This is a genomic window from Marinobacterium sp. xm-d-530, assembly GCF_013283365.1.
Lineage (GTDB): Bacteria > Pseudomonadota > Gammaproteobacteria > Pseudomonadales > Balneatricaceae > Marinobacterium_E.
Map to the genome: position 1 here is coordinate 345,828 of NZ_WBYM01000003.1, position 25,010 is coordinate 370,837.

Annotated in this window: 26 protein-coding genes; 22 read left to right on the forward strand and 4 right to left on the reverse strand. The window is 47.9% G+C overall.

Translation table 11 applies throughout. The features are described 5' to 3' along the window. Nucleotides 1-128: 128 nt before the first annotated feature. Complete coding sequence (locus XMD530_RS07090; RefSeq protein ID WP_173482170.1) at nt 129-1,598, reverse strand: TRAP transporter large permease subunit; 1,470 nt, start codon at nt 1,596-1,598, stop codon at nt 129-131. After that, nucleotides 1,599-2,162: a TRAP transporter small permease subunit gene (locus XMD530_RS07095; protein ID WP_173482169.1), complete on the reverse strand. Its 564-nt coding sequence runs from the start codon at nt 2,160-2,162 to the stop codon at nt 1,599-1,601. Nucleotides 2,163-2,504: 342 nt separating this feature from the next. Between XMD530_RS07095 and XMD530_RS07100 the strand changes: the two genes are divergently transcribed. From XMD530_RS07100 to XMD530_RS07190, 19 genes are all read left to right on the forward strand, one after another. After that, nucleotides 2,505-3,581, forward strand: a complete 1,077-nt coding sequence (locus tag XMD530_RS07100; protein WP_173494538.1) for a TRAP transporter substrate-binding protein — start codon at nt 2,505-2,507, stop codon at nt 3,579-3,581. A 169-nt stretch (nt 3,582-3,750) separates the two neighbouring features. Then, the gene (gene rpmH / locus XMD530_RS07105; protein WP_173482167.1) at nt 3,751-3,885 is read left to right on the forward strand and encodes a 50S ribosomal protein L34; all 135 of its coding nucleotides are present in this window, start codon (nt 3,751-3,753) and stop codon (nt 3,883-3,885) included. Between the two features lie 24 nt (nt 3,886-3,909). Then, entirely contained in the window at nt 3,910-4,296 is a 387-nt protein-coding gene (gene rnpA, locus XMD530_RS07110; RefSeq protein ID WP_173482166.1) for a ribonuclease P protein component, read from the forward strand. 6 nt (nt 4,297-4,302) lie between these two features. After that, nucleotides 4,303-5,964, forward strand: coding sequence for a membrane protein insertase YidC (yidC, locus tag XMD530_RS07115; protein WP_173506953.1), 1,662 nt, complete (start codon nt 4,303-4,305; stop codon nt 5,962-5,964). A gap of 78 nt (nt 5,965-6,042) precedes the next feature. Continuing rightward, complete coding sequence (gene mnmE / locus XMD530_RS07120; RefSeq protein ID WP_173483710.1) at nt 6,043-7,410, forward strand: tRNA uridine-5-carboxymethylaminomethyl(34) synthesis GTPase MnmE; 1,368 nt, start codon at nt 6,043-6,045, stop codon at nt 7,408-7,410. Between the two features lie 500 nt (nt 7,411-7,910). Beyond that, complete coding sequence (gene mnmG / locus XMD530_RS07125; RefSeq protein ID WP_173482163.1) at nt 7,911-9,800, forward strand: tRNA uridine-5-carboxymethylaminomethyl(34) synthesis enzyme MnmG; 1,890 nt, start codon at nt 7,911-7,913, stop codon at nt 9,798-9,800. After that, the gene (gene rsmG / locus XMD530_RS07130) at nt 9,800-10,426 is read left to right on the forward strand and encodes a 16S rRNA (guanine(527)-N(7))-methyltransferase RsmG (RefSeq protein ID WP_173506954.1); all 627 of its coding nucleotides are present in this window, start codon (nt 9,800-9,802) and stop codon (nt 10,424-10,426) included. The genes mnmG and rsmG overlap by 1 nt, the downstream gene beginning before the upstream one ends. A 1-nt stretch (nt 10,427) precedes the next feature. Further along, nucleotides 10,428-11,216 carry a ParA family protein gene (locus XMD530_RS07135; protein ID WP_173482161.1) on the forward strand — a complete coding sequence of 263 codons (789 nt, stop codon included), beginning with the start codon at nt 10,428-10,430 and terminating at the stop codon, nt 11,214-11,216. Between the two features lie 9 nt (nt 11,217-11,225). Then, complete coding sequence (locus tag XMD530_RS07140; protein ID WP_173482160.1) at nt 11,226-12,092, forward strand: ParB/RepB/Spo0J family partition protein; 867 nt, start codon at nt 11,226-11,228, stop codon at nt 12,090-12,092. A 112-nt stretch (nt 12,093-12,204) separates the two neighbouring features. Then, a complete protein-coding gene (locus tag XMD530_RS07145; protein WP_173482159.1) occupies nt 12,205-12,606 on the forward strand; it encodes an ATP synthase subunit I in 402 nt (133 codons plus the stop codon). Nucleotides 12,607-12,631: 25 nt separating this feature from the next. Beyond that, nucleotides 12,632-13,453 carry a F0F1 ATP synthase subunit A gene (gene atpB / locus XMD530_RS07150; RefSeq protein ID WP_173482158.1) on the forward strand — a complete coding sequence of 274 codons (822 nt, stop codon included), beginning with the start codon at nt 12,632-12,634 and terminating at the stop codon, nt 13,451-13,453. 61 nt (nt 13,454-13,514) lie between these two features. Continuing rightward, nucleotides 13,515-13,748 carry a F0F1 ATP synthase subunit C gene (atpE, locus tag XMD530_RS07155; protein ID WP_169451839.1) on the forward strand — a complete coding sequence of 78 codons (234 nt, stop codon included), beginning with the start codon at nt 13,515-13,517 and terminating at the stop codon, nt 13,746-13,748. A 70-nt stretch (nt 13,749-13,818) separates the two neighbouring features. Continuing rightward, nucleotides 13,819-14,289, forward strand: a complete 471-nt coding sequence (locus tag XMD530_RS07160) for a F0F1 ATP synthase subunit B (RefSeq protein WP_173482157.1) — start codon at nt 13,819-13,821, stop codon at nt 14,287-14,289. 12 nt (nt 14,290-14,301) lie between these two features. After that, nucleotides 14,302-14,838 carry a F0F1 ATP synthase subunit delta gene (locus XMD530_RS07165; protein ID WP_173482156.1) on the forward strand — a complete coding sequence of 179 codons (537 nt, stop codon included), beginning with the start codon at nt 14,302-14,304 and terminating at the stop codon, nt 14,836-14,838. 15 nt (nt 14,839-14,853) lie between these two features. Then, complete coding sequence (atpA, locus tag XMD530_RS07170) at nt 14,854-16,398, forward strand: F0F1 ATP synthase subunit alpha (protein WP_173482155.1); 1,545 nt, start codon at nt 14,854-14,856, stop codon at nt 16,396-16,398. A gap of 75 nt (nt 16,399-16,473) precedes the next feature. Continuing rightward, the gene (gene atpG / locus XMD530_RS07175) at nt 16,474-17,337 is read left to right on the forward strand and encodes a F0F1 ATP synthase subunit gamma (RefSeq protein ID WP_173482154.1); all 864 of its coding nucleotides are present in this window, start codon (nt 16,474-16,476) and stop codon (nt 17,335-17,337) included. A 37-nt stretch (nt 17,338-17,374) separates the two neighbouring features. After that, nucleotides 17,375-18,772: a F0F1 ATP synthase subunit beta gene (atpD, locus tag XMD530_RS07180; RefSeq protein WP_173482153.1), complete on the forward strand. Its 1,398-nt coding sequence runs from the start codon at nt 17,375-17,377 to the stop codon at nt 18,770-18,772. A 32-nt stretch (nt 18,773-18,804) separates the two neighbouring features. Continuing rightward, nucleotides 18,805-19,230, forward strand: a complete 426-nt coding sequence (locus XMD530_RS07185) for a F0F1 ATP synthase subunit epsilon (RefSeq protein WP_173482152.1) — start codon at nt 18,805-18,807, stop codon at nt 19,228-19,230. A 288-nt stretch (nt 19,231-19,518) separates the two neighbouring features. Continuing rightward, nucleotides 19,519-19,806: a TIGR03643 family protein gene (locus tag XMD530_RS07190; RefSeq protein WP_173506955.1), complete on the forward strand. Its 288-nt coding sequence runs from the start codon at nt 19,519-19,521 to the stop codon at nt 19,804-19,806. Here XMD530_RS07190 and XMD530_RS07195 read toward each other — a convergent pair. Continuing rightward, nucleotides 19,803-20,543, reverse strand: coding sequence for a TrmB family transcriptional regulator (locus XMD530_RS07195; RefSeq protein ID WP_173482150.1), 741 nt, complete (start codon nt 20,541-20,543; stop codon nt 19,803-19,805). The genes XMD530_RS07190 and XMD530_RS07195 overlap by 4 nt on opposite strands. 98 nt (nt 20,544-20,641) lie before the next feature. Here XMD530_RS07195 and glmU point away from each other — a divergent pair, with 98 nt between their 5' ends. The 3 genes from glmU to XMD530_RS07210 all read left to right on the forward strand — a co-directional run bounded on the left by glmU (nt 20,642) and on the right by XMD530_RS07210 (nt 24,632). Beyond that, nucleotides 20,642-22,006, forward strand: a complete 1,365-nt coding sequence (gene glmU, locus XMD530_RS07200; protein WP_173506956.1) for a bifunctional UDP-N-acetylglucosamine diphosphorylase/glucosamine-1-phosphate N-acetyltransferase GlmU — start codon at nt 20,642-20,644, stop codon at nt 22,004-22,006. A gap of 5 nt (nt 22,007-22,011) precedes the next feature. Then, nucleotides 22,012-23,835: a glutamine--fructose-6-phosphate transaminase (isomerizing) gene (gene glmS, locus XMD530_RS07205; protein WP_173482148.1), complete on the forward strand. Its 1,824-nt coding sequence runs from the start codon at nt 22,012-22,014 to the stop codon at nt 23,833-23,835. A 413-nt stretch (nt 23,836-24,248) separates the two neighbouring features. Further along, on the forward strand, nt 24,249-24,632 hold the full coding sequence (locus XMD530_RS07210) for a hypothetical protein (protein WP_173506957.1): 384 nt from the start codon (nt 24,249-24,251) through the stop codon (nt 24,630-24,632). Nucleotides 24,633-24,805: 173 nt separating this feature from the next. Here the strand turns inward: XMD530_RS07210 and XMD530_RS07215 are convergent. Beyond that, nucleotides 24,806-25,010 (reverse strand): integrase core domain-containing protein (locus XMD530_RS07215; RefSeq protein WP_173506958.1); only part of this gene is annotated, 205 nt, incomplete at its 5' end.

Sequence of the window (25,010 nt, forward strand, 5' to 3'; positions counted from 1 at the left end):
CAGAACTTAACAACTAAATGACAGCTTTTTCATAAGTTATAAACAGACTTATTCACAAAAAACTGACAATCAACGTAAAAACAGGCACAAAAAAGGCTGCCGAAGCAGCCTTTTCAACGTAGATAGTATTACTCAGCCCATGGGTCCGACGCGTCAGCGCCCCATGGGTCGTCACCACCACCCATACCATCGATAGTGATCTCTATCGTATCCAGATCAACATCCAAAGGTGCATCAAGATTGTAGGTCACTATCTCTGGGAAGATGATGATCAACGCCAGTGATGTCAGCATAATCAGGATGAATGGAATAGCCCCTCGGTAGATCTCCATGGTCTTCATGCCATGTACCAAACGACCGGTAATCTCATCCTTGTAATCGCTCTTTGGAGCCACACTTCGCAGGTAGAAGAGTGCAAAGCCAAAGGGAGGTGTTAAGAACGACATCGACATGTTCAATCCAACCACGACGAGGAACCACACCATGTTGATGTCCATGTTTGCCGCAACCGGGCCAATTAGTGGCATCAAGATGAATGCTATCTCGAAGAAGTCGATAAAGAAGCCGAGTACGAATACCAATAAGCTGACAAATAGAACAAAGCCAAGCTCACCACCAGGGATAAAGCTAAAAAGGTGCTCAATCCATAGGTCACCGTTTACTGCTCGGAAGGATAGAGCAAAGATAGATGAACCAACCAAAATAAACATGACGAAGGTCGACAGTTTGGCCGTTGAGTCCAGAGCCCCTTTGATAACCTCCAGCGTCAGACGACGACGGATGATCGAGAGCAATAGAGCCCCCACAGCACCCATTGCCCCACCCTCGGTCGGTGTTGCCCAACCAACGAAGATGGTTCCCAATACCAAGAAGATCAAAATGATCGGTGGCAGCATCGCGGTCAGAACCGACACCATCAGCTTGGTGCCCTGAAGAGTACGCGCCTCTGCTGGCAGTGGTGGAACCATCGCCGGTTTGAAGATCGACAATGCGAACATGTATAGAAGTAAGAAGCTCACAACCATTGCCGCCGGTAGCATAGCACCCATGTAAGCATCTTTAACTGACAGTGAAAGCACATCGGCCAGTACGATCAACACCAGTGAAGGTGGGATGATCTGTGCCAGCGAGCCGGCACTGGTCAGAAGACCCGCCGCTGTCGGGTAGTGATAACGGTATCGCATCATAACCGGCAAGGAGATAAGGCCCATTGAAATCACCGATGCTGCCACAACACCCGTCGTTGCCGCGAGGAGCGCACCGACAAGAATGACAGCATAACCAAGACCACCCGGTACTCGCCCAAACAACTGCCCTGCCGATTCAAGCAAGTCCTCTGCCATGCCTGAGCGTTGCAGGATAATCCCCATGAAGGTGAAGAACGGAATCGCCAGCAAAGTGTCGTTCTGCATAATGCCGTAGATACGTTCAGGTATTGCCTGAAGCAGCACCCAATCCAATAGACCAAGCTCATGACCAATGATCGCAAACAGAATGCCGTTAGCTGCCAAACTAAACGCAACTGGGAAGCCCGATAGAAGGAAGATGATCAGAGTGCCGAACATAATCGGCGCGATGTTATCCGCTAGAAATTCCATTTACGCCGTCTCCTGCTCGTCGTCCATGTTTACGTGACCACCTTTACTCAGCGGATCTTCGATATAGCCTTTTAGAAAAGCCCAGCGCTTAATCAATTCGCTGAATGCTTGGATGAATAACAAACCAAAACCGAGAGGAATCATTGCACGCACTGGCCAACGCAGCAGGCCACCCGCATTTTGACTCACCTCTTGGTTAGCATAGGTCTCTAAAAGATTGGGAATGGATTGTAGGCAGATGTAGAGGCTGACCGGCATCACACAGAAGAGCAGACCAATAACGTCAATCCAGTTGCGGGCTCTTGGTGAGATGCGCTGACTCACCACATCGATGCGTACGTGCTCATTTAGTTTAAGCACATAGCCCGCTGCCGCCGTAAACACAGCAGCGTACAGGTACCACTGCAACTCCAGCATTGCATTAGACGCGATACTGAACAGATAACGAGTTGTTGCGTTACCTGCACTGACCAATACCGCTGCAAGAATTAACCATTTAATGTAGTTGCCAACCCAGCCATTGATTGCATCAATGCCCGCTGAGAATTTCAGTAAAGCTTTCATTCCTTAAACACGCTCTCTGATCTATTTGTTATAGCCTCGCAGTGTGACCGGTTTTCAAGTGTGGTACAAGAAGAGGTTGCAACTGGTCATACCAGAACAAACGATAGATATAGACTTAAGTCTTAATTTCAGATCGAAAAGCCTATTAAATAGCCATGTTTGAACCATCAAAGAGAAATTTAAGGGTTAACTGGTCCTACCAGATCACCTGATTAGTTAGACCAAAGTAGCAGGTTGATTCAGGCAAATAATTAATACTCTTGCATGGTGGCTGGTTATAGCTAGTATTAGCTGTGTCCTAACTAACAATAAACGCCGAAAAGGCAAACACAAGGAAATATCATGAAACGTAGAGATCTGTTTAAAGGTGCTGTACTAGCAGCAGCCGTTTCAGCAGCAACTGCAGCTTCAGCTGCTGAGCTTCCAGAACTTAACTGGCGCCTACAGTCGGCTGTACCTCCAGGTATCGGCTTCTACATGGGCGGTGTCTACTTCGCTGAAGAAGTAGAGAAGATGACCAACGGTAAATTCAAGATTCGTGTATTCCCTGCGGGCGAAATCGTAGGCACTATGCAGATCTTTGACGCAGTATCAGACGGTACGATCGAAGCAGGTCACACAGCGTCATACTACTACTTCGGTAAAAACCCAGCATTCGCTCTAGATACAACCGTTCCTTTCGGCCTTAACTACCGTCAGTTCCAAGCTTGGTACAACTTCGGTGGTGGCGGCGAAATGATCAAAGAGCTTTTCGCTAAATCGAACATCGTTCCATTCCCATCAGGTAACACGGGTGTACAGATGGGTGGTTGGTACAACAAAGAAGTTAAATCACTAGACGATCTTCAGGGTCTGAAGATGCGTATCGGTGGTATGGGCGGTAAGATCATCGAGAAGCTAGGCGTTGTGCCTCAGTCTATCCCGGGTGGCGATATCTTCCCATCACTAGAGAAAGGCACTATCGATGCAGCTGAATGGGTTGGTCCATTCGATGACATGAAGATGGGCTTCAACAAGGTTGCTAAGTACTACTACACTCCAGGTTGGTGGGAAGCGGCTCCAAACCTTTCTGTCTACATCAACAAAGAGAAGTTCGACGCTCTACCAGTTGAGTACCAGAACATTGTTGCAGCAGCAGCTGAGCGTGCAAACGTTAAGACAACTGCCTTCTACGATGCGAAGAACCCAGAATCACTTAAGACTATCCTAGCGGGTGGTACTAAGATGAAGGTCTTCCCGAAAGACGTAATGGATGCTGCTTGGGAAGCTGCACAGGAAACTTACAAAGAGCTTTCTGCTGAACACCCAGACTTCAAACGCATCTACGACAGCATGGCTGCGTTCCAGAAAGACCAGAACCAGTGGATGTCTGTTTCAGAAGGTCCTCTAGACGGCTACATGCAGCGTAAAATGCGCTAATAGCTCGTTTAGCTGATAAAAAACCAGCTCTCGGGCTGGTTTTTTTATGGATAGCAAACAAAAGGTTTGCAACTGCTTAGCGATTTCTATAGAATTTTGCGTCTCGATTTTTAGGCAGATGTCCATACAACATCTGTGACGTATAAATGACTTGTAATAGGACAAGGCAATGAAAAGAACATTTCAACCAAGCGTACTAAAGCGTAAGCGCAACCACGGTTTCCGTGCTCGTATGGCTACTAAAAACGGTCGTAAAGTGCTTGCTCGTCGTCGTTCACGCGGCCGCGCTAGCTTGTCTGCATAATTAAGCGGACTTGCTGAATGCCAAATGGCTGAGTTCGAATACCCTCGCCAGTTAAGACTTTTAACTGGCGGTGATTTCAAAAGGGTATTCGACAAAGCCGATTTTAAGGTCAGTGATACTCATCTACTGATTCTTGCCCGCCACTCCCAATCTGATCATCCCCGCATCGGATTCGTTTTTTCCAAAAAAAATATTCGCAGAGCCGTGAATCGAAACCGCGTTCGTCGTATCATTCGCGAGTCTTTTCGTTTTAACCAGCATCAGCTCCCTAATGTCGACATTGTTGTTTTATCTCGACGTGGTATTGATGAGCTGGAAAACGAGCAATTACATGCGCTCATAGCGAAAAGTTGGAAACGTTTAAACAAGCAGGCTTTAAAAGCCCAAACCTCAAATAAAGGTAATGGTTAATTCGCCATGGATATACAGCGAGTCATTCTACTCGGCGCACTCGGTCTAATCTCATACATGCTGGTTCTCCAGTGGAATGCTGATTACAACACTCCCGTCGCAGCACAACAAACTCAAACTGAATCAGTTTCAGCGTACCAGCCAGCCGCAGGTAACGACCTGCCAAGCGCAGCGCCAGCAGCTGAAGCTGATCTACCAACCGCAGGTGCAGCAACGTCCACACTGGCTGCAGCAACAGGTGATCTGGTCAGTGTAACCACTGATAAGTTCGGCATTCTGATCGATCCACGTGGCGGTGACATCATTGAAGTCAAACTGCTCGATCATAAAGCGACGTTGGAAGGCGAAGATCCCTTGGTTCTGCTTGAGCAGAACGCTAACCGTACCTATGTTGCTCAATCAGGCTTAGTTGGCCCTAATGGCCCAGATGCGTCTAAAGAGGGGCGTCCACTCTACTCTGTCGCTGAAGCTAGCTACGACATGGGCAGTGCCGACACACTGGCTGTAGATCTGAACCTAGTCGATAACGGCGTAGCCATTACTAAGCGATTCACCTTCACACGCGGTAGCAACGCCATTGCGATGGACTACCTGATTGCTAACAACAGTGACTCAAACTGGCAAGCGACTCTATTCGGTCAACTTAAGCGTGATCGTAGTGCTGACCCTTCAGAAACTACTGATATGGGTATGCAGTCTTACTTAGGCCCAGTGTTCTCAACTCAAGAGAACAACTACAACAAAGTTAGCTTCGATGATATAGACGACGATGGCCGTTACAGCGAGAAGAGCCAAGACGGTTGGGTTGCTATGATTCAGCACTACTTCATGAGTGCTTGGATCCCTAATCCAGGTCAGGATTACACCTACCAGGCCCGTCAGCTTAACGGTAACTACATTGCTGGATTCTTAGCACCCTCTGCTGTTGTTGCTCCAGGTCAGACAGGCCAGATCTCGGCAACGCTGTATGCGGGTCCTAAAGATACTGATCAGCTGGAGAAGATCGCTCCGAACCTAGATCTTACGATTGACTTCGGTATTCTCTTCTTCATCGCTTCACCGATCTACATGGTTCTTAAGTGGCTCTACTCGATCGTTGGTAACTACGGTCTTGCCATCATCTGTGTCACGATTTTGGTGAAAGCTGCCCTATTCCACTTGAATGCTAAAGCGTTCAAATCGATGGCAAAAATGCGCAAGTTCGGTCCAGAGATGGCTCGTCTTAAAGAGCTCTACGGTGATGATCGTCAGAAGATGTCTCAGGAGATGATGAAGCTCTACTCGAAAGAGAAGATCAACCCTCTCGGTGGCTGTCTTCCTATCGTTGCTCAGATGCCGATCTTCATCGCACTTTACTGGGTATTGATGGAAGCGGTTGAGATCCGTCACGCGCCGTTCATTGGTTACATCCAAGACCTGTCGCAGATGGACCCTTACTTCATCATGCCTATCTTGATGGGTGCGACCATGTTCATTCAGCAGCTGCTGAACCCAACGCCTCCAGATCCAATGCAGGCGAAGATCATGAAGATGCTTCCAATCGTCTTCACCTTCTTCTTCCTATGGTTCCCAGCGGGTCTGGTTCTATACTGGTTGGTGAACAACGTCCTATCGATTGCACAGCAGTATGTAATCAACAAACAGATCGAAGCGGGTGATTCTAAATAAGCAACTTGCAGCTTAAATCCCCACGCGACACACTAGGGCTCTTCGGAGCCCTTTTTATTGATTGGAGAAAGACTTCAGATGATCAGCAGCAATAAAGATACGATCGTTGCACAAGCAACCGCCACTGGCCAAGGGGGCGTCGGTATTGTTCGTCTTTCAGGGCCTAAGTCTGCTGAAATTCTGGAAGCATTTATCGGGTTTAAAGCCAAACCCCGTTACGCTCACTACACCCCTTTTCATGAAGCGGATCATCAAATCGACGAAGGCATCGCCCTGCTTTTTCCTGGACCCAATAGCTTCACCGGTGAAGATGTTGCCGAACTTCAATGTCATGGTGGTCCCGTTGTCATCGATCTCATCATTCGCCGCGCCATTGAGCTAGGTGCTCGCATGGCTAGACCCGGTGAATTCTCAGAACGAGCATTTTTAAACGATAAGCTCGATCTCACTCAAGCTGAAGCCATTGCTGATCTGATTGAAAGCTCTTCAGAACAGGCAGCTCGCTGTGCGTTAAAATCACTGCAAGGCGCTTTTTCGCGTGAAGTTGATCAATTGGTCGATCAGCTAACCAACCTGCGCATCTATGTAGAAGCAGCCATCGACTTCCCTGATGAAGAGATCGACTTTTTAAGCGACGGCAAAGTGCGTGGTGATCTGGTCAACATTATTGAGCAACTCAATCAGGTTCAGAGCCAAGCGCAGCAAGGCAGTTTAATGAGAGAGGGTATGACTGTCGTGATTGCTGGCCGTCCTAATGCCGGAAAATCGAGTCTTCTCAATGCGCTATCGGGGCGTGATTCAGCAATTGTCACCGACATTGAGGGGACAACACGAGATGTCTTGAGAGAGCAGATACACATTGATGGCATGCCACTGCACATTATCGACACCGCTGGCTTACGTGATGCACCTGATCGAGTCGAACAGATCGGTATTGATCGCGCTTGGCAGGAGATCAAAACGGCTGATCGTATCTTAATGCTCGTGGATGCTAGCCACTCAGAGACAACGGATCCACAAACGCTGTGGCCTGAGATGGTCGAAAAACTCAACGGTGATCTGAGCCATGTCACCTTAGTTCGCAATAAAATCGACCTAACAGACGAGAGTACTAGTCTTGAACAACAGGGTGAAAACACACTGATTAGACTCTCAGCCAAAGATGAGCAAGGCATTGATCTGCTTCGGGAGCATCTAAAGTCCATTATGGGCTATCAAGGCAATGCTGAAGGCGCTTTTATGGCGCGTAGACGCCATATGGAGGCTCTAGAACAAGCACAGGAGCTATTAAACACCGGTCTTTGGCAGTTAGATACCCAAGGTGCTGGTGAACTTCTGGCGGAAGATCTGAGGCAGACACAGCAGGTGTTAGGTGAAATAACCGGTAAAGTTTCAGCGGATGACCTGCTTGGAAAGATTTTCGGCTCTTTCTGTATCGGTAAATAGTTTTCCACAATCCAAAAATAGAGTTACTCACAGATAAAAGGCGAATGCTGAGCATCTGTTGTGGATATATTCAATAGTTATCCAAAGAATAGCTCACAAAACGCGGTAATAATTCTTCGATTGTGGAAAAACTGTCAGACTAACCCCGAGTAATTGGACGATTAAACTGTGAATAAAATAAATTGTGTATAACTAGCCTACTTATACACAACTCACACACAACAAATGTTCAAGCTATTCGCGCTTTATAAGCGGGTTATAATTTCTACAAACTACTGTTTTTATTGATTTTTAATCAGTTAATAACAGAAATCAGCCTACTTAAATAATATTAAAAATAATAAACTCTCTTTATATATTTATTTTATTTTTTATTTATCTACTCTCACTCTACAAACAGCAGGTTGGCTATTTTTTAACCATTTCTTCAATGGCAATCCCTAGGTATAATCCGCGCCATATTTCTGTCTAGGTTTGAAAAGGCAGCTAAGAGGTAGAGAGTGGATTATCCAGATCGTTATGACGTGTTGATTATTGGTGGCGGTCACGCTGGCACTGAAGCGGCATTAGCATCAGCACGTAAAGGGGCTAAAACCCTGCTATTGACTCACAATATTGAGACACTGGGTCAAATGTCATGTAACCCGGCCATCGGTGGTATTGGTAAGAGTCATCTTGTTAAAGAGATTGATGCACTGGATGGTGCGATGGCTCGTGCTACCGATAAGGGCGGTATTCAGTTTAGAACGCTTAATGCACGCAAAGGTCCCGCTGTGCGTGCCACACGTGCACAAGCGGATCGTATTCTTTACAAAGCAGCCATCCGTTCTATTCTTGAAAACCAACCTAACCTCGATATCTTTCAGCAGGCGGTCGATGATCTCATCGTAGAAAATGATGAAGTTCGCGGTGCTGTGACCCAAGCTGGCATTCGTTTCTTTGCAAACAGCGTTGTCTTAACAGCAGGTACCTTCCTTGGCGGTTTGATTCACATTGGTATGCAAAATTATCAGGGTGGTCGTGCCGGTGATCCGCCTTCATTACGACTCGCAGAGCGTTTACGTGAGTATCCTCTTCGCGTTGACCGTCTCAAAACGGGTACACCGCCACGAATTGACGCACGCAGTGTCGATTTCTCAGTGATGCAAGAACAACCTGGTGATACACCAACGCCTATCATGTCGTTTATGGGCCAGGCGAGTGACCAACCAGAACAGATCAGTTGTTACATCACGCATACCAATGAGCGGACACACGAGATTATTCGAAATAACCTTGATCGCTCGCCGATGTACTCTGGGATTATTGAAGGGATAGGACCGCGTTACTGCCCTTCCATTGAAGATAAGATTCACCGCTTTGCGGACAAAGACTCCCACCAGGTTTTCGTTGAGCCGGAAGGGTTAACCACGCACGAGCTCTACCCAAATGGTGTCTCAACCAGTTTGCCATTTGATGTGCAGCTTGAGGTCATCCGTTCAATGCGCGGTTTTGAAAACGCTCATATCACACGTCCGGGTTATGCCATCGAATACGATTATTTCAATCCTCAGGATTTGAAACACACACTTGAGACCAAAGTGATCTCTGGTCTCTACTTTGCCGGTCAAATCAATGGCACAACAGGCTACGAAGAGGCGGGCGCACAAGGGTTGTTGGCCGGTATGAATGCCGCTGCTCGTGCACTGGATCAGGATCAGTGGTATCCGCGTCGTGACGAAGCCTACATCGGTGTCTTGGTTGATGATTTGATTACGCATGGCACATCAGAGCCCTACCGTATGTTCACCTCCCGTGCTGAATACCGTTTGGTGTTGCGAGAAGATAATGCGGATATTCGTTTGACCGAGATCGGCCGCAAACTGGGTGTGGTTGGTGATGATCGCTGGACCGCCTTCTCGACTAAACGCGATCAGATTGATTGTGAAATGGCACGACTCTCATCGACTTGGATTCAACCAAAGTCAGCAGAAGCGGCTGCATTGGAACCCAAGCTGAGTTCACCCTTGGCACGTGAGTACAACCTTGCTGATCTGGTAAAACGTCCTGAACTTAGTTATGCCGATATCAAATCCATTAAACCTTCTGAGGTTGAGATTGAGGCGGCGGCTGAAGAGCAGATTGAGATCTCGATCAAGTACGCCGGTTATATTGATCGTCAGAAGCAAGAGATTGATCAGATGCGTCGTCAAGAGAATACCTCTTTGCCTGAGGACTTCGATTACGATGCCGTTGGCGGTCTCTCTAACGAATTAAAATCTAAACTAGAGCATGTCCGTCCGGTGACCATTGCTCAGGCCTCAAGAATTCAGGGCATGACGCCAGCGGCTATCTCGCTGTTATTGGTTCATTTGAAGAAACTTCAGCTTCAAGCTAAGGCGGCCAGTTAATGGATTACAATCCAAAAAACGATTTAGAGTCAGGTCTTAGTCGGTTAAATCTCTCTCTATCTGAATTTCAGGTTGAGCAGCTATTGGCCTACTTAGCCTTGTTACAGAAATGGAACAAAGCCTACAATCTGACGGCGATCCGCGATCCAAAACAGATGCTGATAAAACATATTTTGGACAGTGTCGCGATTGCGCCCTACGTAGAAAAAACCGACCTTATCGACGTCGGTAGCGGTGCAGGGTTACCTGGAATTCCAATGGCCATTCTTAATCCTGATATGCCGGTTGTCACTCTGGACAGCAACGGTAAAAAAACTCGTTTTCAGCATCAGGTAAAAGTTGAGTTGAATCTATCGAATTTAGAGGTGGTTCATGGTCGGGTTGAGGCGTTTGCCGGTCGTACTTTCCAACAAGTTACCTCTAGGGCCTTTGCTTCTATCGAAGATATGGTAACGTTAAGCGCTGAGCTATTAGCCGATCAGGGTCTGTTTCTTGCGATGAAAGGCCGTTATCCTGATCAGGAGTTGGCAGATCTGCCAAATCAGTACCATTTAATCGAGAGTTACCCCCTTCAAGTGCCCGGTCTTGATGAAGAGCGACACCTGTTGAAAATTGGGAGAGTGTAAGTTGGCCAAGATTTTAACGGTCACCAATCAGAAAGGTGGAGTCGGTAAAACCACCACCAGCGTGAACTTAGCGGCATCACTAGCTGCTATGCATAAGCGCGTTCTGCTCATCGATCTGGATCCTCAGGGTAATGCGACCATGGGCTCTGGTGTCGACAAGCATGATCTTACTCTCTCGGTCTATGAGCTTTTAACCGATCAAGCGAGCGCCAAAGAGTCGATCATCACCAATTTAGAAGTGGGTTACGACGTGTTAGGTGCCAATGGCGACCTAACGGCGGCTGAAGTTGAACTTCTGCAGATGACACGTAGAGAGTTTCGTCTGAAGATGGCGCTCGATGCTGTGGCTGACCAATACGATTTTATTCTGATCGATAATCCACCTTCTCTGAGTTTGCTAACGGTGAATGCACTGGCCAGCTCTGACGGGGTTATTATCCCTATGCAGTGTGAATACTATGCCCTCGAAGGGATCAGTGCATTGGTGGGCACCATCGATAAGATTCATGAACGTCTTAACCCTCGACTGAAGATTGAGGGTATTTTGCGCACCATGTTCGATCCACGCATGAGTTTGACCAAAGATGTCTCTGATCATCTCCTAGAGTATTTTGGTGATCAGGTTTACCGTACAGTCATTCCACGTAATGTCCGTTTAGCAGAGGCCCCCAGCCACGGTCTACCGGCGATCATGTACGATAAAAATTCTCGAGGTGCGATTGCATACCTGGCACTGGCGGGTGAACTGGTTCGCCGTACCGATAAAGAGCAAACCCAAGCGGTTTCTTAAGGAGTTGAAATGAGCACTAAACGTCGTGGATTGGGTCGTGGTTTAGACGCCCTACTTTCCGGTTCTGCAGCGACTGTCGCGAACGACCAATCGAGTGACTCTACGCAACTCACTGAACTGGCGGTTGAGCGCCTAAGTCGTGGTCGTTACCAACCGCGCCGTGATATGGAGCCTCAAGCGCTTGAAGAGCTAGCCGCTTCGATTAAAGCGCAAGGCATTATGCAGCCGATTGTGGTGCGACCTATCGGTGGTGATAATTTTGAAATCATCGCGGGTGAGCGTCGCTGGCGTGCAGCCCAGATGGCTGGTTTAGAGCGTGTGCCTGTTGTCATTCGAGATGTTCCTGATGAAGCGGCCATTGCGATGGCACTCATCGAAAACATTCAACGTGAAAACCTAAACCCGATCGAAGAGGCCATAGCCCTGCAGCGCCTTCAGCAGGAGTTTGAACTGTCACAGCAAGAGGTGGCTGATGCCGTTGGAAAATCGCGCACCGCCGTTGCCAACCTTCTGCGTCTTCTTAACCTGACCGACGAAGTCAAACGTATGTTAGAGCATGGAGACCTTGAGATGGGTCATGCGCGTGCTCTACTGCCTCTCACGGAAGCGTTACAGATCGATGCCGGTCGAGAGGTTGTGGCTAAAGGCCTATCGGTTCGTCAGACTGAGTTATTGGTGCGCACTTTGCAAAATCCAACGGAGCCTAAAGCGAAGCCAGAGCTTACCAGCAAGCATGAGCGTATCGTTGAAGATCTGACTCGACTGCTATCTACCAAAGTGACGCTGAGCGAAAACGCAAAGGGTCAGGGTAAGATTGTGATCAGCTACAATGATGCTAAAGAGCTAAAAGCGATCGTTAAACAACTTCGCGATTAAAGCGAACAAGACCTTAGTCATAGTTAGACTACTCTGTGCTTGATGCTTATTCCCTTTTCACCTACAATTGCGCCCGCATTAGCTGGGATAAACGCACTACTTTTGGGCAAAGATGATGAATCCAAACCTCATTGGTAAGCGTTCTGATAGGGCGAAAGCTCGATATTTCACCGTTTTGAAATATCAGTCAGGCATCCTGTTAGTGCTAAGTGCAGTCGCTGTATTTATTGATTTTGTAGCAGCGTACTCAATGCTTATAGGTGGTTTAATCTACTTGATTCCTAACGCCTATTTCGCAAACAAGCACTTTAACAAGCAGACACAGGGGTCTGCACAAGGGACACTCGCAGAGTTGTATGCGAGTCAAATATGGAAAATGGCATTGATGGCCATCAGTTTTTCACTGGCGTTTGTGCTGGTAAAACCCATCAGTGTTTTTTCCTTATTTGCGATGTTGATTCTGCTTCAGGTCAGTAATCTGATCATGCAGTTCGGCGTTAAAACGGATTCTTAACCTTCGATAAAGAGAGAAACTGAGAATGGCATCTGGAACAGTTACCTCCTCAGAGTATATTGCTCACCACTTAACCAACCTTACCTTTGGTAACCACCCTGTTAACGGTCTTGGCTTTGCGCACAGTGCGCAAGAAGCTGCTGAGATGGGCTTCTGGGCGATCAACGTAGACACAATGTTCTGGTCGATTGCTCTTGGTCTAGCGTTCGTGTGGTTCTTCCGTAAGGTGGCTAAAAGTGCGACAAGTGATGTACCTGGCGGCGCTCAAAACTTTGTAGAAACCATCATCGAGTTCATCGATGACAACGTGAAGAGTATCTTCCACTACAAAAATGCACTCATCGCTCCATTGGCGTTGACCATCTTTGTATGGATCTTCCTAATGAACACCATGGACTTGGTTCCCGTTGACTGGATTCCATTCCTAGCAGCAGAGATGGGTATCCACTTCATGAAAGTGGTTCCAACGACTGACGTAAACGCGACCGCGGGTATGGCGTTGAGCGTCTTTGCACTTATTCTTTACTACAGCATCAAGCAGAAAGGTCTTGGCGGGTTCCTAGCAGAGCTTAGCTTCCAGCCTTTAGGCAAATGGTTGCTGCCATTCAACCTCTTCCTAGAAGTGGTTGGTCTACTGGCTAAGCCAGTATCATTGGCACTACGTCTTTTCGGTAACATGTACGCAGGTGAGATGATCTTCATCCTGATTGCACTGCTGCCGTTCTGGGCTCAATGGATCCTGTCGGTTCCATGGGCAATTTTCCACATTCTAGTTATTACGCTTCAGGCGTTTATCTTCATGGTCCTAACAATCGTCTACTTGGCGATGGCCCACGAAGATCACTAAGCGGAATAACAAGAGTTTACTAACTGTAATAACCTTAAATTAACTAAATCGGAGAAAAACGATGGAAATGGCATTGCTGTACATTGCTGGTGCACTGATGATGGGTCTAGGCGCTGTAGGCGCTGCGGTCGGTATCGGCGTTCTAGGTGGCAAATTCCTTGAAGGTGCTGCTCGTCAGCCAGAACTGATCCCACTACTACGTACTCAGTTCTTCATCGTAATGGGTCTTGTCGACGCTGTTCCTATGATCGGTGTTGGTCTTGGTCTATACGTACTGTTCGCTGTTGCTGGCTAACAAGTAGTTTTTTAACTAGATACCCCATGGGTTTCACTACTTTTAATCAGACAACCGCGAGGATAATGGCGTGAATATCAATCTCACCATCATTGGTCAGGCTATCGCGTTCTTCATCTTCGTCGTATTTTGTATGAAATACGTATGGCCACCACTAACAAGTGCACTGGCTGAACGTAAGAAGAAGATTGCAGATGGTCTTGATGCGGCAGAACGCGCTGAGCGCGATCTGAAGCTAGCTCAAGAGAAAGCGACAGATAATCTGCGCGAATCTAAAGAGCAAGCAGCTGCCATCATTGAACAGGCCAACAAGCGGGCTAACCAGATTGTTGACGAAGCTAAAGAGCAAGCGCGCGAAGAAGCTAATCGCGTTAAAGCTGCTGCTGAAGCGGAAATCGAACAAGAGATCAACCAAGCGAAGGAAGCTCTTCGTGCACAGGTTGCAGCACTAGCACTAGCTGGCGCTGAAAAAATTCTGGAAGCCTCTGTTGACGAGAAAGCACACGCACAGTTAGTTGAAAAACTAGCTGCGGAGCTTTAAGCGAGGTTTACGATGGCTGAACTCAATACAGTCGCTCGGCCCTACACAAAAGCTGCATTTGAATATGCAGCTAGCAAGGGCAGCCTCGATCAGTGGGCTAACATGCTGTCAATCGCTGCCTCTTGTGTAGCGGATGCGACAGTAGCCCAGGTGCTGGCAAACCCAGCCCTAACGTCTGAGCAGAAAGCTGGGACGCTGAATGGCCTTTTAGAAGGCGACATCGACCAAGCGGGCCAAAACTTTATGGCTCTATTGGCAGAAAATCAGCGCTTGGCTCTGTTGCCAGAGATCGCTGCACAGTTCAAAAAGCTGAAGTCAGCTCAGGAAGCTTCAATTGAAGTGGATCTGACAACTGCCTTCGATCTTGCTGATGAACAGCAGCAGAAATTGGCTAAGGCGCTTAGCACCAAGTTGGGTCGTGAAGTAGCAGTCACTGCACAGGTAGACAAGTCTATCCTAGGCGGTGTAATTGTTCGTACAGACGACCTTGTGATCGACGGTTCGGTTCGTGCTCGACTTGCGAAACTGGCCGAAGCGATGAATTCCTGAGAATGAGGAATAGAAATGCAGCAACTGAATCCATCTGAGATCAGCGAGATTCTCAAGAAGCGCATCGAGTCACTTGATGTGTCTTCAGAAGCCCGTAACGAGGGCACAATCGTTAGCGTATCCGATGGTATCATCCTGATCCACGGTCTAGCTGACGTAATGTACGGCGAAATGATCGAGTTCCCTGGTGGCGTCTACGGTATGGCGCTTAACCTTGAGCGTGACTCTGTCGGTGCCGTAGTTCTTGGTGATTACCAAGGTCTTAAAGAAGGCATGACGGCTAAATGTACTGGCCGTATCCTTGAAGTACCAGTAGGTCCTGAGCTACTTGGTCGCGTTGTAGACGCACTAGGTAACCCAATCGACGGTAAAGGTGCTATCGACGCAAAAATCACAGACGCAGTAGAGAAGGTAGCGCCAGGCGTTATCGCTCGTCAGTCTGTTGACCAGCCAGTTCAGACTGGTCTGAAAGCGATCGATGCAATGGTACCAATCGGCCGTGGTCAGCGTGAGTTGATCATCGGTGACCGTCAGATCGGTAAGTCGGCAATTGCGATCGACGCGATCATCAACCAGAAAGGTACTGGTATCAAATGTATCTACGTAGCAGTGGGCCAGAAACAGTCTACTATCGCTAACGTAGTACGTAAGCTTGAAGAGCACGGCGCAATGGATCACACGATCGTTGTAGCAGCGGGTGCAGCAGATCCTGCAGCAATGCAGTTCCTAGCTCCATACGCAGGCTGTGCAATGGGTGAGTACTTCCGTGACCGCGGTGAAGACGCACTGATTATCTACGATGACCTAACTAAACAAGCTTGGGCTTACCGTCAGATTTCACTTCTTCTTCGTCGTCCACCAGGTCGTGAAGCATACCCAGGTGACGTATTCTACCTACACTCACGCCTACTAGAGCGTGCAGCGCGTGTTAACGCTGACTACGTAGAAGAGTTCACTAAAGGTGAAGTTAAAGGACAAACAGGTTCATTGACTGCTCTACCTGTAATCGAGACTCAGGGTGGCGACGTTTCGGCGTTCGTACCAACCAACGTTATCTCGATCACAGACGGTCAGATCTTCCTTGAAACTGGTATGTTTAACTCAGGTATTCGTCCTGCGATCAACGCAGGTCTGTCAGTATCACGTGTAGGTGGTGCGGCTCAGACTAAAGTCATCAAGAAATTGGGTGGCGGTGTACGTCTAGCACTTGCACAGTACCGTGAATTGGCAGCGTTCTCGCAGTTTGCTTCAGACCTTGACGAAGCGACTCGTGCACAACTAGAGCACGGTCAGCGCGTTACAGAACTGATGAAGCAGAAGCAGTACTCTCCAATGTCTGTCGCTGAGATGGGCTTGAGCTTGTACGCTGCGAACGAAGGCTTCCTGAGCGACGTAGAATTGAACAAAATCGGTGCATTCGAAGCTGCATTGGTTGCATACTTCAACTCGGAGCATGCTGACCTGATGGCTAAAGTGAATGAATCAGGCGATTACAATGACGAAATCGCTGCTGGATTCAAAGCTGGCATCGAGAAGTTCAAATCTACCCAGACTTGGTAAGCGCTCGAGTTATGAGCAGAACGGCTGAACAGACTCTGTTCAGCCGATACTAAGTCAAGGAATAGAGGCGGATTTATGGCAGTCGGAAAAGAGATTAAGACGCAGATCGCGAGTATCGGTAGCACACGTAAGATTACCAGCGCCATGGAAATGGTTGCTGCATCTAAGATGCGCCGTGCCCAAGATCGCATGGAGTCTTCTCGTCCATACGCACGCAGTATCCGTGGTGTGATTCAGCACTTAGCGAAAGCTAACCCTGAATACAAACACCTTTACATGCAGAACAACGACCTGAAACGAGTAGGTTTCATTGTTGTCGGTTCTGATCGCGGACTCTGTGGTGGCCTGAACGTTAACTTGTTCAAGGCTGCTATTGGCAAAATGAAGGAGTTCAATTCACAGAATGTCGAGATCGATTTCTGTGCAATTGGTGGTAAAGCAGTTAGCTTCTTCCGTAACTACGGCGGTAACGTTAAGGCAGCAACAAGCGGCCTAGGCGATGCACCAGAGTTGGAAGCGCTAATCGGTTCAGTAAAAGTGATGCTTGATAGCTTCAACGAAGGCAAACTTGACCGTCTATACGTGGTATCGAACGAGTTCGTTAACACCATGACGCAAAAGCCGACTATTGAACAGCTTCTGCCCCTTCAGGCTGAAGAAGACGACGACACTCTCAACCACCACTGGGATTACATCTACGAGCCAGATGCTCGTGATCTACTAACAGGTCTTTTGACTCGTTACGTTGAATCAATGGTGTACCAAGCAGTTGTTGAGAATAACGCCTGTGAACAGGCAGCGCGTATGTTGGCAATGAAGAATGCAACCGACAACGCCGGCAACCTAATCGACGAGCTTCAGTTGATCTACAACAAAGCGCGTCAGGCAGCGATTACACAGGAAATTTCTGAAATCGTAAGTGGTGCTGCTGCTGTTTAAAGCAGTTAACAGGCTAATAAGTTAAGAGGATCCGAACATGAGTAGCGGACGTATTGTTCAGATTATCGGTGCAGTCGTTGACGTGGAATTCCCACGTGAAGATGTACCGAAGGTTTATGACGCACTAAACGTCACTAAAACCAACCTGACACTAGAAGTTCAGCAACAGCTGGGTGACGGTGTCGTACGTACTATCGCAATGGGTCAGACTGAAGGTGCAAGCCGTGGTCTGGACGTTGTAAACACTGGTGCTCCAGTATCTGTACCTGTAGGTACAGCGACCCTAGGTCGTATCATGGACGTACTAGGTAACCCAATCGATGAGTGTGGCCCGATCGGTGAAGAGGAGCGTTACCCAATTCACCGTAAAGCACCTTCTTACGCAGACCAAGCAGCGACTAACGAACTGCTTGAGACAGGCATCAAGGTAATCGACCTTGTTTGTCCTTTCGCTAAGGGTGGTAAGATCGGTCTGTTCGGTGGTGCCGGTGTAGGTAAAACCGTAAACATGATGGAGTTGATCAACAACATCGCAACTCAGCACTCTGGTCTATCTGTATTCGCAGGTGTAGGTGAGCGTACTCGTGAGGGTAACGACTTCTACCACGAAATGCAGGAAGCAGGCGTAGTAAACGTTGAGCAGTTCGACAAGTCGAAAGTAGCGATGGTTTACGGTCAGATGAACGAGCCACCAGGTAACCGTCTACGTGTAGCGTTGACTGGTCTTACAATGGCTGAGAAGTTCCGTGACGAAGGTCGTGACGTACTTCTATTCGTCGACAACATCTACCGTTACACACTTGCGGGTACTGAGGTATCAGCACTGCTAGGTCGTATGCCTTCAGCAGTAGGTTACCAGCCAACTCTTGCAGAAGAGATGGGTGTACTTCAGGAGCGTATCACGTCGACTAAGACTGGTTCGATCACTTCTATCCAAGCGGTATACGTACCAGCGGATGACTTGACTGACCCATCACCAGCGACAACCTTCTCGCACCTTGACGCAACAGTCGTACTGTCTCGTCAGATCGCAGAGCTAGGTATCTACCCTGCGGTAGACCCACTAGACTCTACTTCTCGTCAGCTTGATCCGCTAGTAATCGGTTCTGAGCACTACGAGACTGCACGTGAAGTGCAGGGTGTCCTACAGCGCTACAAAGAGCTTAAAGACATCATCGCGATCCTAGGTATGGACGAACTTTCTGAAGAAGATAAGCAGACGGTAGCACGCGCTCGTAAGATCCAGCGTTTCCTATCTCAGCCATTCTTCGTAGCAGAAGTCTTCACGGGTGCACCAGGTAAATATGTCTCTCTTAAAGACACTATCAGTGGCTTTAAAGGCATCCTGAACGGTGAATACGACTCTCTACCAGAGCAGGCGTTCTACATGGTTGGCGGCATCGACGAAGCAGTCGAAAAAGCCAAAGGCATGTAATCCCTTAAGCGGAACCTGAAGAGGTAATTGAAATGGCTATGACTGTTCATTGTGACATCGTAAGTGCAGAGGAAGAGATCTTCTCTGGCCTTATCGAATTCGTCTCTGTGAGAGGTAGCCTGGGTGAGCTGGGTATCTACCCAGGTCACACTCCGCTTTTGTCGGAAATCAAACCAGGCCCTGTCGAGCTTCGCAAGCAGGGCGGTGAAGAGGATATCTTCTACGTATCTGGCGGCTTCCTAGAGGTTCAACCACACAAGATTACTGTGTTGGCTGATACTGCACTACGTGCAGGCGACCTTGATGAAGCAACCGCGGTAGAAGCGCAGAAGCATGCTGAACAAGCAATGGCTGATAAGCAGGGTGAGTTCGAATACTCACGTGCTGCGACTCAGCTTGCTGAAGCAGCTGCACAGCTTCGTACCCTCGATGCAATTCGCCGCAAACTCGGCAAATAAGATCTACACGATCAAAAAAGGCAGCTTCGGCTGCCTTTTTTTGTGCTTTGAAAAAGCACCGTGTCTGACCTTTAGTCTGACACGACTCAGGAGTTACGCTACAGTCTCTGGTAGACGCTGACAAAGCCGATGACAGGCTGAAAGCCTGTCACGGTCACTCCGTAGCTGGTTTAGTACACAGTGACAGGCATTCAGCCTGTCATCTGCACTCATAAGTTACCTCTCATCTGAACTAAAACACATAGGCTGGCGTACAGAACGACATCAACTTTGTTTTCAGAGGTTTAGATGTCACAAAAGCTAGCACACGCCGGCCTGTCGGAAGAGGCGATCTCGCGAGTCATTGAGATGGCTTGGGAAGATCGAACACCCTTTGAAGCGATTGAGGGGTTGTACAATTTATCTGAGCCTCAAGTGATCAAGTTAATGCAGCGTGAGATGAAGCCCAGTTCGTTTCGCATGTGGCGTGAACGTGTCTCTGGTCGCAACACCAAACATCTTAAAAAGCGTCCAGAGGGGATTGATCGCGGCTACTGCTCACGCCAGTACAAGATGGTCAGTAAGCCTAAACGCTAAAGCAGGCGCCAGAGTGTATCAAATATGATCTTCTGCGCGGCCGCTACTTCACTTGAATCGATAACCACCGCAGTTGGGTAGTTATCTGAGGCTAACGAGATGATGGCAATTTTTGGTGGATAGATCGCTATATAAGCGGCGTCCACTGGCCCCTCGGTTTTAATCCATTTACGTTCTGATAGATCAGCACTTTCACCCCCATCTCCAATCGCAATAACCCGTACCTTGATCTTTCGAGCAACACGCTGAGCTGTGAAGTTTGGGAAAGGGCGGTAGAGATGCTTTCGAATCGGTTTTGATGAGAAGACAGAGTAGATTGGCTCAGGGTTTGAGCTAACACTGTTAAGGATATCCCTAAGAACCTGCTCAATCCCCTCGTCACCCTCATACCACTGAACATTGGCTGCGCTAAAATCAGGCGAGAGTTGATGCAGCTCGGGTATGACACGACGCTTTAACTCTTCAACAGCGAGATCTAAGCGTTTACGGCGTTCTTCAGCCAGTTCTACCAACACTTCAGGCTCACGTGCTGTGAAGATGCGGCGCTTACCTTTTGGCAGATAGCTGACCACACCTAACGCCTGCATCTGCTTCAGTGCTTCATAGGTTGTGCCGCGATTGACCCCTGCACGCTCAGCAATGGTACGAATCGAACTGGGGCCAAGCGCTAGCAGGGCCTTGTAGATTGAGACGTCACGGTCGCTAAGACCGATCTCTAAAAACAGCGAATTATCCATATTTGTCAATTTTTTTATGACATTTAACCTTGCAGCAGTGTGCGCTTAGGTTAAAGTATCGTCAAGTGGATAAATTTTGTTTTTGGAAACACCCGTTAATGTCGATAGATGTAGTCATTCTTGCGGCCGGTCAAGGCAGCCGTATGAAATCTAAACTCCCTAAAGTCCTTCACCCTTTGGCAGGAAAATCGCTGGTAAAGCACGTCATTGATCAAGCGAGTCAGTTAAACAACAGCGCGATGCATATTGTGGTTGGCCATGGTGCGGATCAGGTTAAAGAGGCGTTGTCCGATCTATCTTGCCAATTTTATACACAGGCTGAGCAGCTAGGCACGGGCCATGCCGTTGCACAGGCCTCAGCGGGTCTTCGTGCAGGCGGTGTTACGCTAGTGCTTTACGGCGATGTGCCATTAACACCGGCGAGTGTGCTAGAGCAGATGGTACAGGTCGCGCAAACGGGTAAAGTATCGCTTCTGACGGTTAACCTAGACGATCCAACAGGATACGGCCGTATTCTTCGCAGTGCCGTTAACGATGTCGTGGGTATTGTGGAACAGAAGGATGCCAATGAAGAGCAATTGGCGATCACTGAAGTGAACACCGGCATTATGGCGATGCCTACCGATCATCTAAACGAATGGTTGCCGCAACTCTCTTCCGATAACGCACAGGGTGAGTACTACCTAACCGATTTGATCGCAATGGCGGCGGAGTCGGGCGTAACGGTTCAAGCACTTCATCCTGCCTCTGAGTACGAAGTACAGGGTGTGAATAATCGTCGACAACTCGCTGAATTAGAGCGTTGGTATCAACTGCAGCAGGCCAATGCTGCGATGGATGCTGGTGTCACCTTGGCGGATCCTGCTCGATTCGATGTGCGCGGGCAACTGACGGTAGGGCAAGATAGCCAGATTGACGTTAACTTCGTTGCAGAAGGCGAGGTACGCATTGGCTCAAACGTTGTGATTGGGCCTAATTGCAGCGTTAAAAATTCGATTATCGGTGACGGTGTAGAGATTCTTGCGAACACCCACATTGATGGTGCTGTCATTGCCGATGCTTGTCAGTTGGGCCCTTTTGCTCGTATCCGTCCTGGCTCACAACTGGCGGCTGGAGTGAAAGTCGGCAACTTTGTTGAGACGAAGAAAGCTTTGGTTGGTAAAGGATCTAAGTTGAATCACCTCTCTTACATTGGCGATGCAAACATCGGTGAAGAGGTAAATATTGGTGCCGGCACCATTACCTGTAATTACGACGGTGTGAACAAATCCCTGACCGAGATTGGCGATCGCGCCTTTATTGGTTCAAACAGTTCATTGGTTGCACCCGTGCATGTGGGTGCAGGAGCAACCATCGGTGCAGGCTCCACCATTACCAGCAAAGTGGAAGAGGATCAGCTCTCCGTTGCACGTGGTAAGCAGAGAAATATTTCGGGCTGGAAACGCCCAGTGAAGAAAGGTTAATTGTTATGTGCGGTATTGTAGGTGCAGTCTCTGAACGCCAGGTCAGCGGTATTCTATTAGAGGGTCTTAGTCGATTGGAGTATCGCGGCTATGACTCTGCGGGCATGGCCATTCATGATGGTCAATCGGTGAATCGTCTTCGCCGTATTGGCAAAGTACAGGCTCTTAAGGATGCTCAAGAAGCGTCACCGATCACAGGTACACTTGGCATTGCTCATACGCGTTGGGCCACTCATGGTGTGCCTGCAGAGCACAACGCTCACCCGCACATGTCAGGAGATAGTGTTGCTGTTGTTCATAACGGTATCATCGAAAATTTCGAAGAGCTAAAAGCTGAATTGCTTGCTGATGGTTTTCAATTCTCATCTGAGACTGATACAGAAGTAATCGCTCACTTACTTGCTAAGATCCTTAATACTGAAGGTTCACTTATTGCAGCGTTGCCAAAAGTCATCGCCCGTCTCGAGGGTGCATTCGCCTTGGGCGTGGTACACAAGGATCTACCAGACCAGCTCTATACCGCACGTAAAGGCAGTCCACTGGTTGTTGGTGTCGGCATTGGTGAAAACTTTATCGCATCCGATCAGCTGGCACTGCTCCCTGTTACAGACCGTTTCATGTTTCTAGAAGATGGCGATATTGGCTGCCTGACTCGTGATGAGATTCGTGTTTGGGATGCGACAGGTCAATCGGTTGAGAGAGCAGTGTCGCGTTACGAGCACTCAGCAAGTGCAGCTGAAAAAGGCGAATTTAAGCACTTTATGATGAAAGAGATCTATGAGCAGCCGACTGTAATGGCGGATGTGCTTGAAGGTCGTTTAACCGGAGATCGTCTTCTTGAGCAGTGCTTTGGTGCAGAGGCTGCAGAACTGTTTGATAACACTAAGCAGGTTTTAATTCTTGCCTGTGGTACTAGCTATCATGCCGGTATGGTGGCGCGTTACTGGATCGAAGAATTAGCTAATTTGCCATGTTCGGTAGAGGTGGCATCTGAGTTTCGTTACCGCAAAGCCGTTGTACCCGAAGGCACTCTATTGCTGACGATTTCTCAATCGGGTGAGACCGCTGACACCTTGGCCGCACTGCGTGATATTCAATCTCGAGTGGCGGGTTCATTAGCTATCTGTAACGTTCCTGGTAGCTCGCTGGTCCGTGAATCACAACTTTCTCTGATGACACAGGCAGGTCCAGAGATTGGCGTAGCGTCTACTAAAGCGTTCACGTCACAGCTTGTTGCTCTGATGCTGACAACGGTCGCGCTGGCCCGCCGACAGGGGCTGACCGATGAGAAAGAGGCCTACATCATCCACTCACTGCGCCAACTACCTGGTTTACTTGAGCAAGTGATTGGCTTGGATGATCAGATTCAGAAGATGTCAGAAGCGTTTGCTGAGAAGCACCACTCGCTCTTCCTAGGTCGAGGCGCGCTCTATCCAGTTGCAATGGAAGGCGCACTTAAGCTCAAAGAGATCTCCTACATTCATGCTGAAGCCTACCCTGCCGGTGAGCTAAAGCATGGTCCACTGGCTCTGGTCGACAAAGAGATGCCGGTCATTGCCGTTGCCCCGCGTAACGACATGCTGGATAAGCTGAAAGCGAATCTTCAAGAAGTTCGAGCGCGTGGCGGTGAGCTATTTGTCTTCGCGGAAGAAGGTACTATCCAAGAGGAAGAGGGTATTCATGTCATTGAACTGCCCGTTGTCGATTTCTGGTTAGAACCGCTGGTTTACACCATTCCTCTTCAGCTACTCTCTTATCATGTAGCTGTTCTAAAAGGCACCGATGTCGACCAACCCCGCAACCTTGCGAAATCAGTAACCGTGGAATAAATTCCTTAGACGAGGTTACTAATATCTCCTTAAATATCAGGGTGTTAGTAACCTCAACGTTATACGAATTTCCCAAGTCCCATTATCAAAATCGACTTATGATCATTATTTACCAACTTCTTGATAGAGGGTGGAATACAGGTGAGATCAGTCGATATTTGTCTGAAAAAGGGTACCTTTCTGTTAGAGGTAAACCCCTCCTTTCGAAACACATCTGGAGTATGATCAAGAAAGATCGAAACCGTATCCAGAGGTTAAATGAAAATCCAGAAACGTATGTTTCGTATCTATCTATCTTCGGACAAAAGTAACGTAAACCATTGTCCTAATTAAGTTTTCCTATGTTTGAGACAATGTATATGTGATGAGAATTCACTCCATCACTTACATTGACTCAATACAAGGAGACTTATATGTCTATCAATAACAATTACCTAAATCGATATTTTGATTTCGTAAACCCAGATTTCCAGAGACTCACACATATCCCTAAAACTCTTGAGTTGGTTCGAGAAAACATGGGTGACGAAGAGTTCTTCCAGTGTTTTCGACTTATCGAATTGAATCAGAGACCAGATGGGTCATTTAAAGACTCAGTTCTCGAAGGAAAACTCTGTGATTTAAGAGTTTTAACTGAGATTCTTTCAAGTATTGATTTCAAGATGTTGTGTGAAGGTTCGTATACGGAACTGGATCAAGGACTGGAGATATCAACACTTAAAAACTTATATGTAGGATTTCAGGAGATCTTTGAGTATCTAGTTATGGATAGAACCTCCCAAAAAACTGTCCTTTAAAGACACCCTCACTGATTTTCGGACCCACTTTCAATCTGGTGTTGTACCTAGTTGAAGTGAAAGTGGGACCGAAAAGTGTATTGGAGTTATTCTTTAGGACAAAACTAACGTAAACCGTTGTCCTAATTATGACCTTTCCCCTTAGTTAGTACCACTTCTTCGATGAGATTTTGCTAAGCAGCACGCTTAGCGAATTCCTCTGGTGGCACATAGCCAAGTGCACTATGTGGTCTTACTTTATTGTAATGATCTCGCCATAAATCGATCTCATATCTTGCTTCATCCAGCGTTCTAAACCAATGCTGATTTAGGCATTCGTTTCTAAATTTGCCATTCAAGCTCTCAACAAAAGCGTTTTGAGTGGGTTTGCCTGGCTGA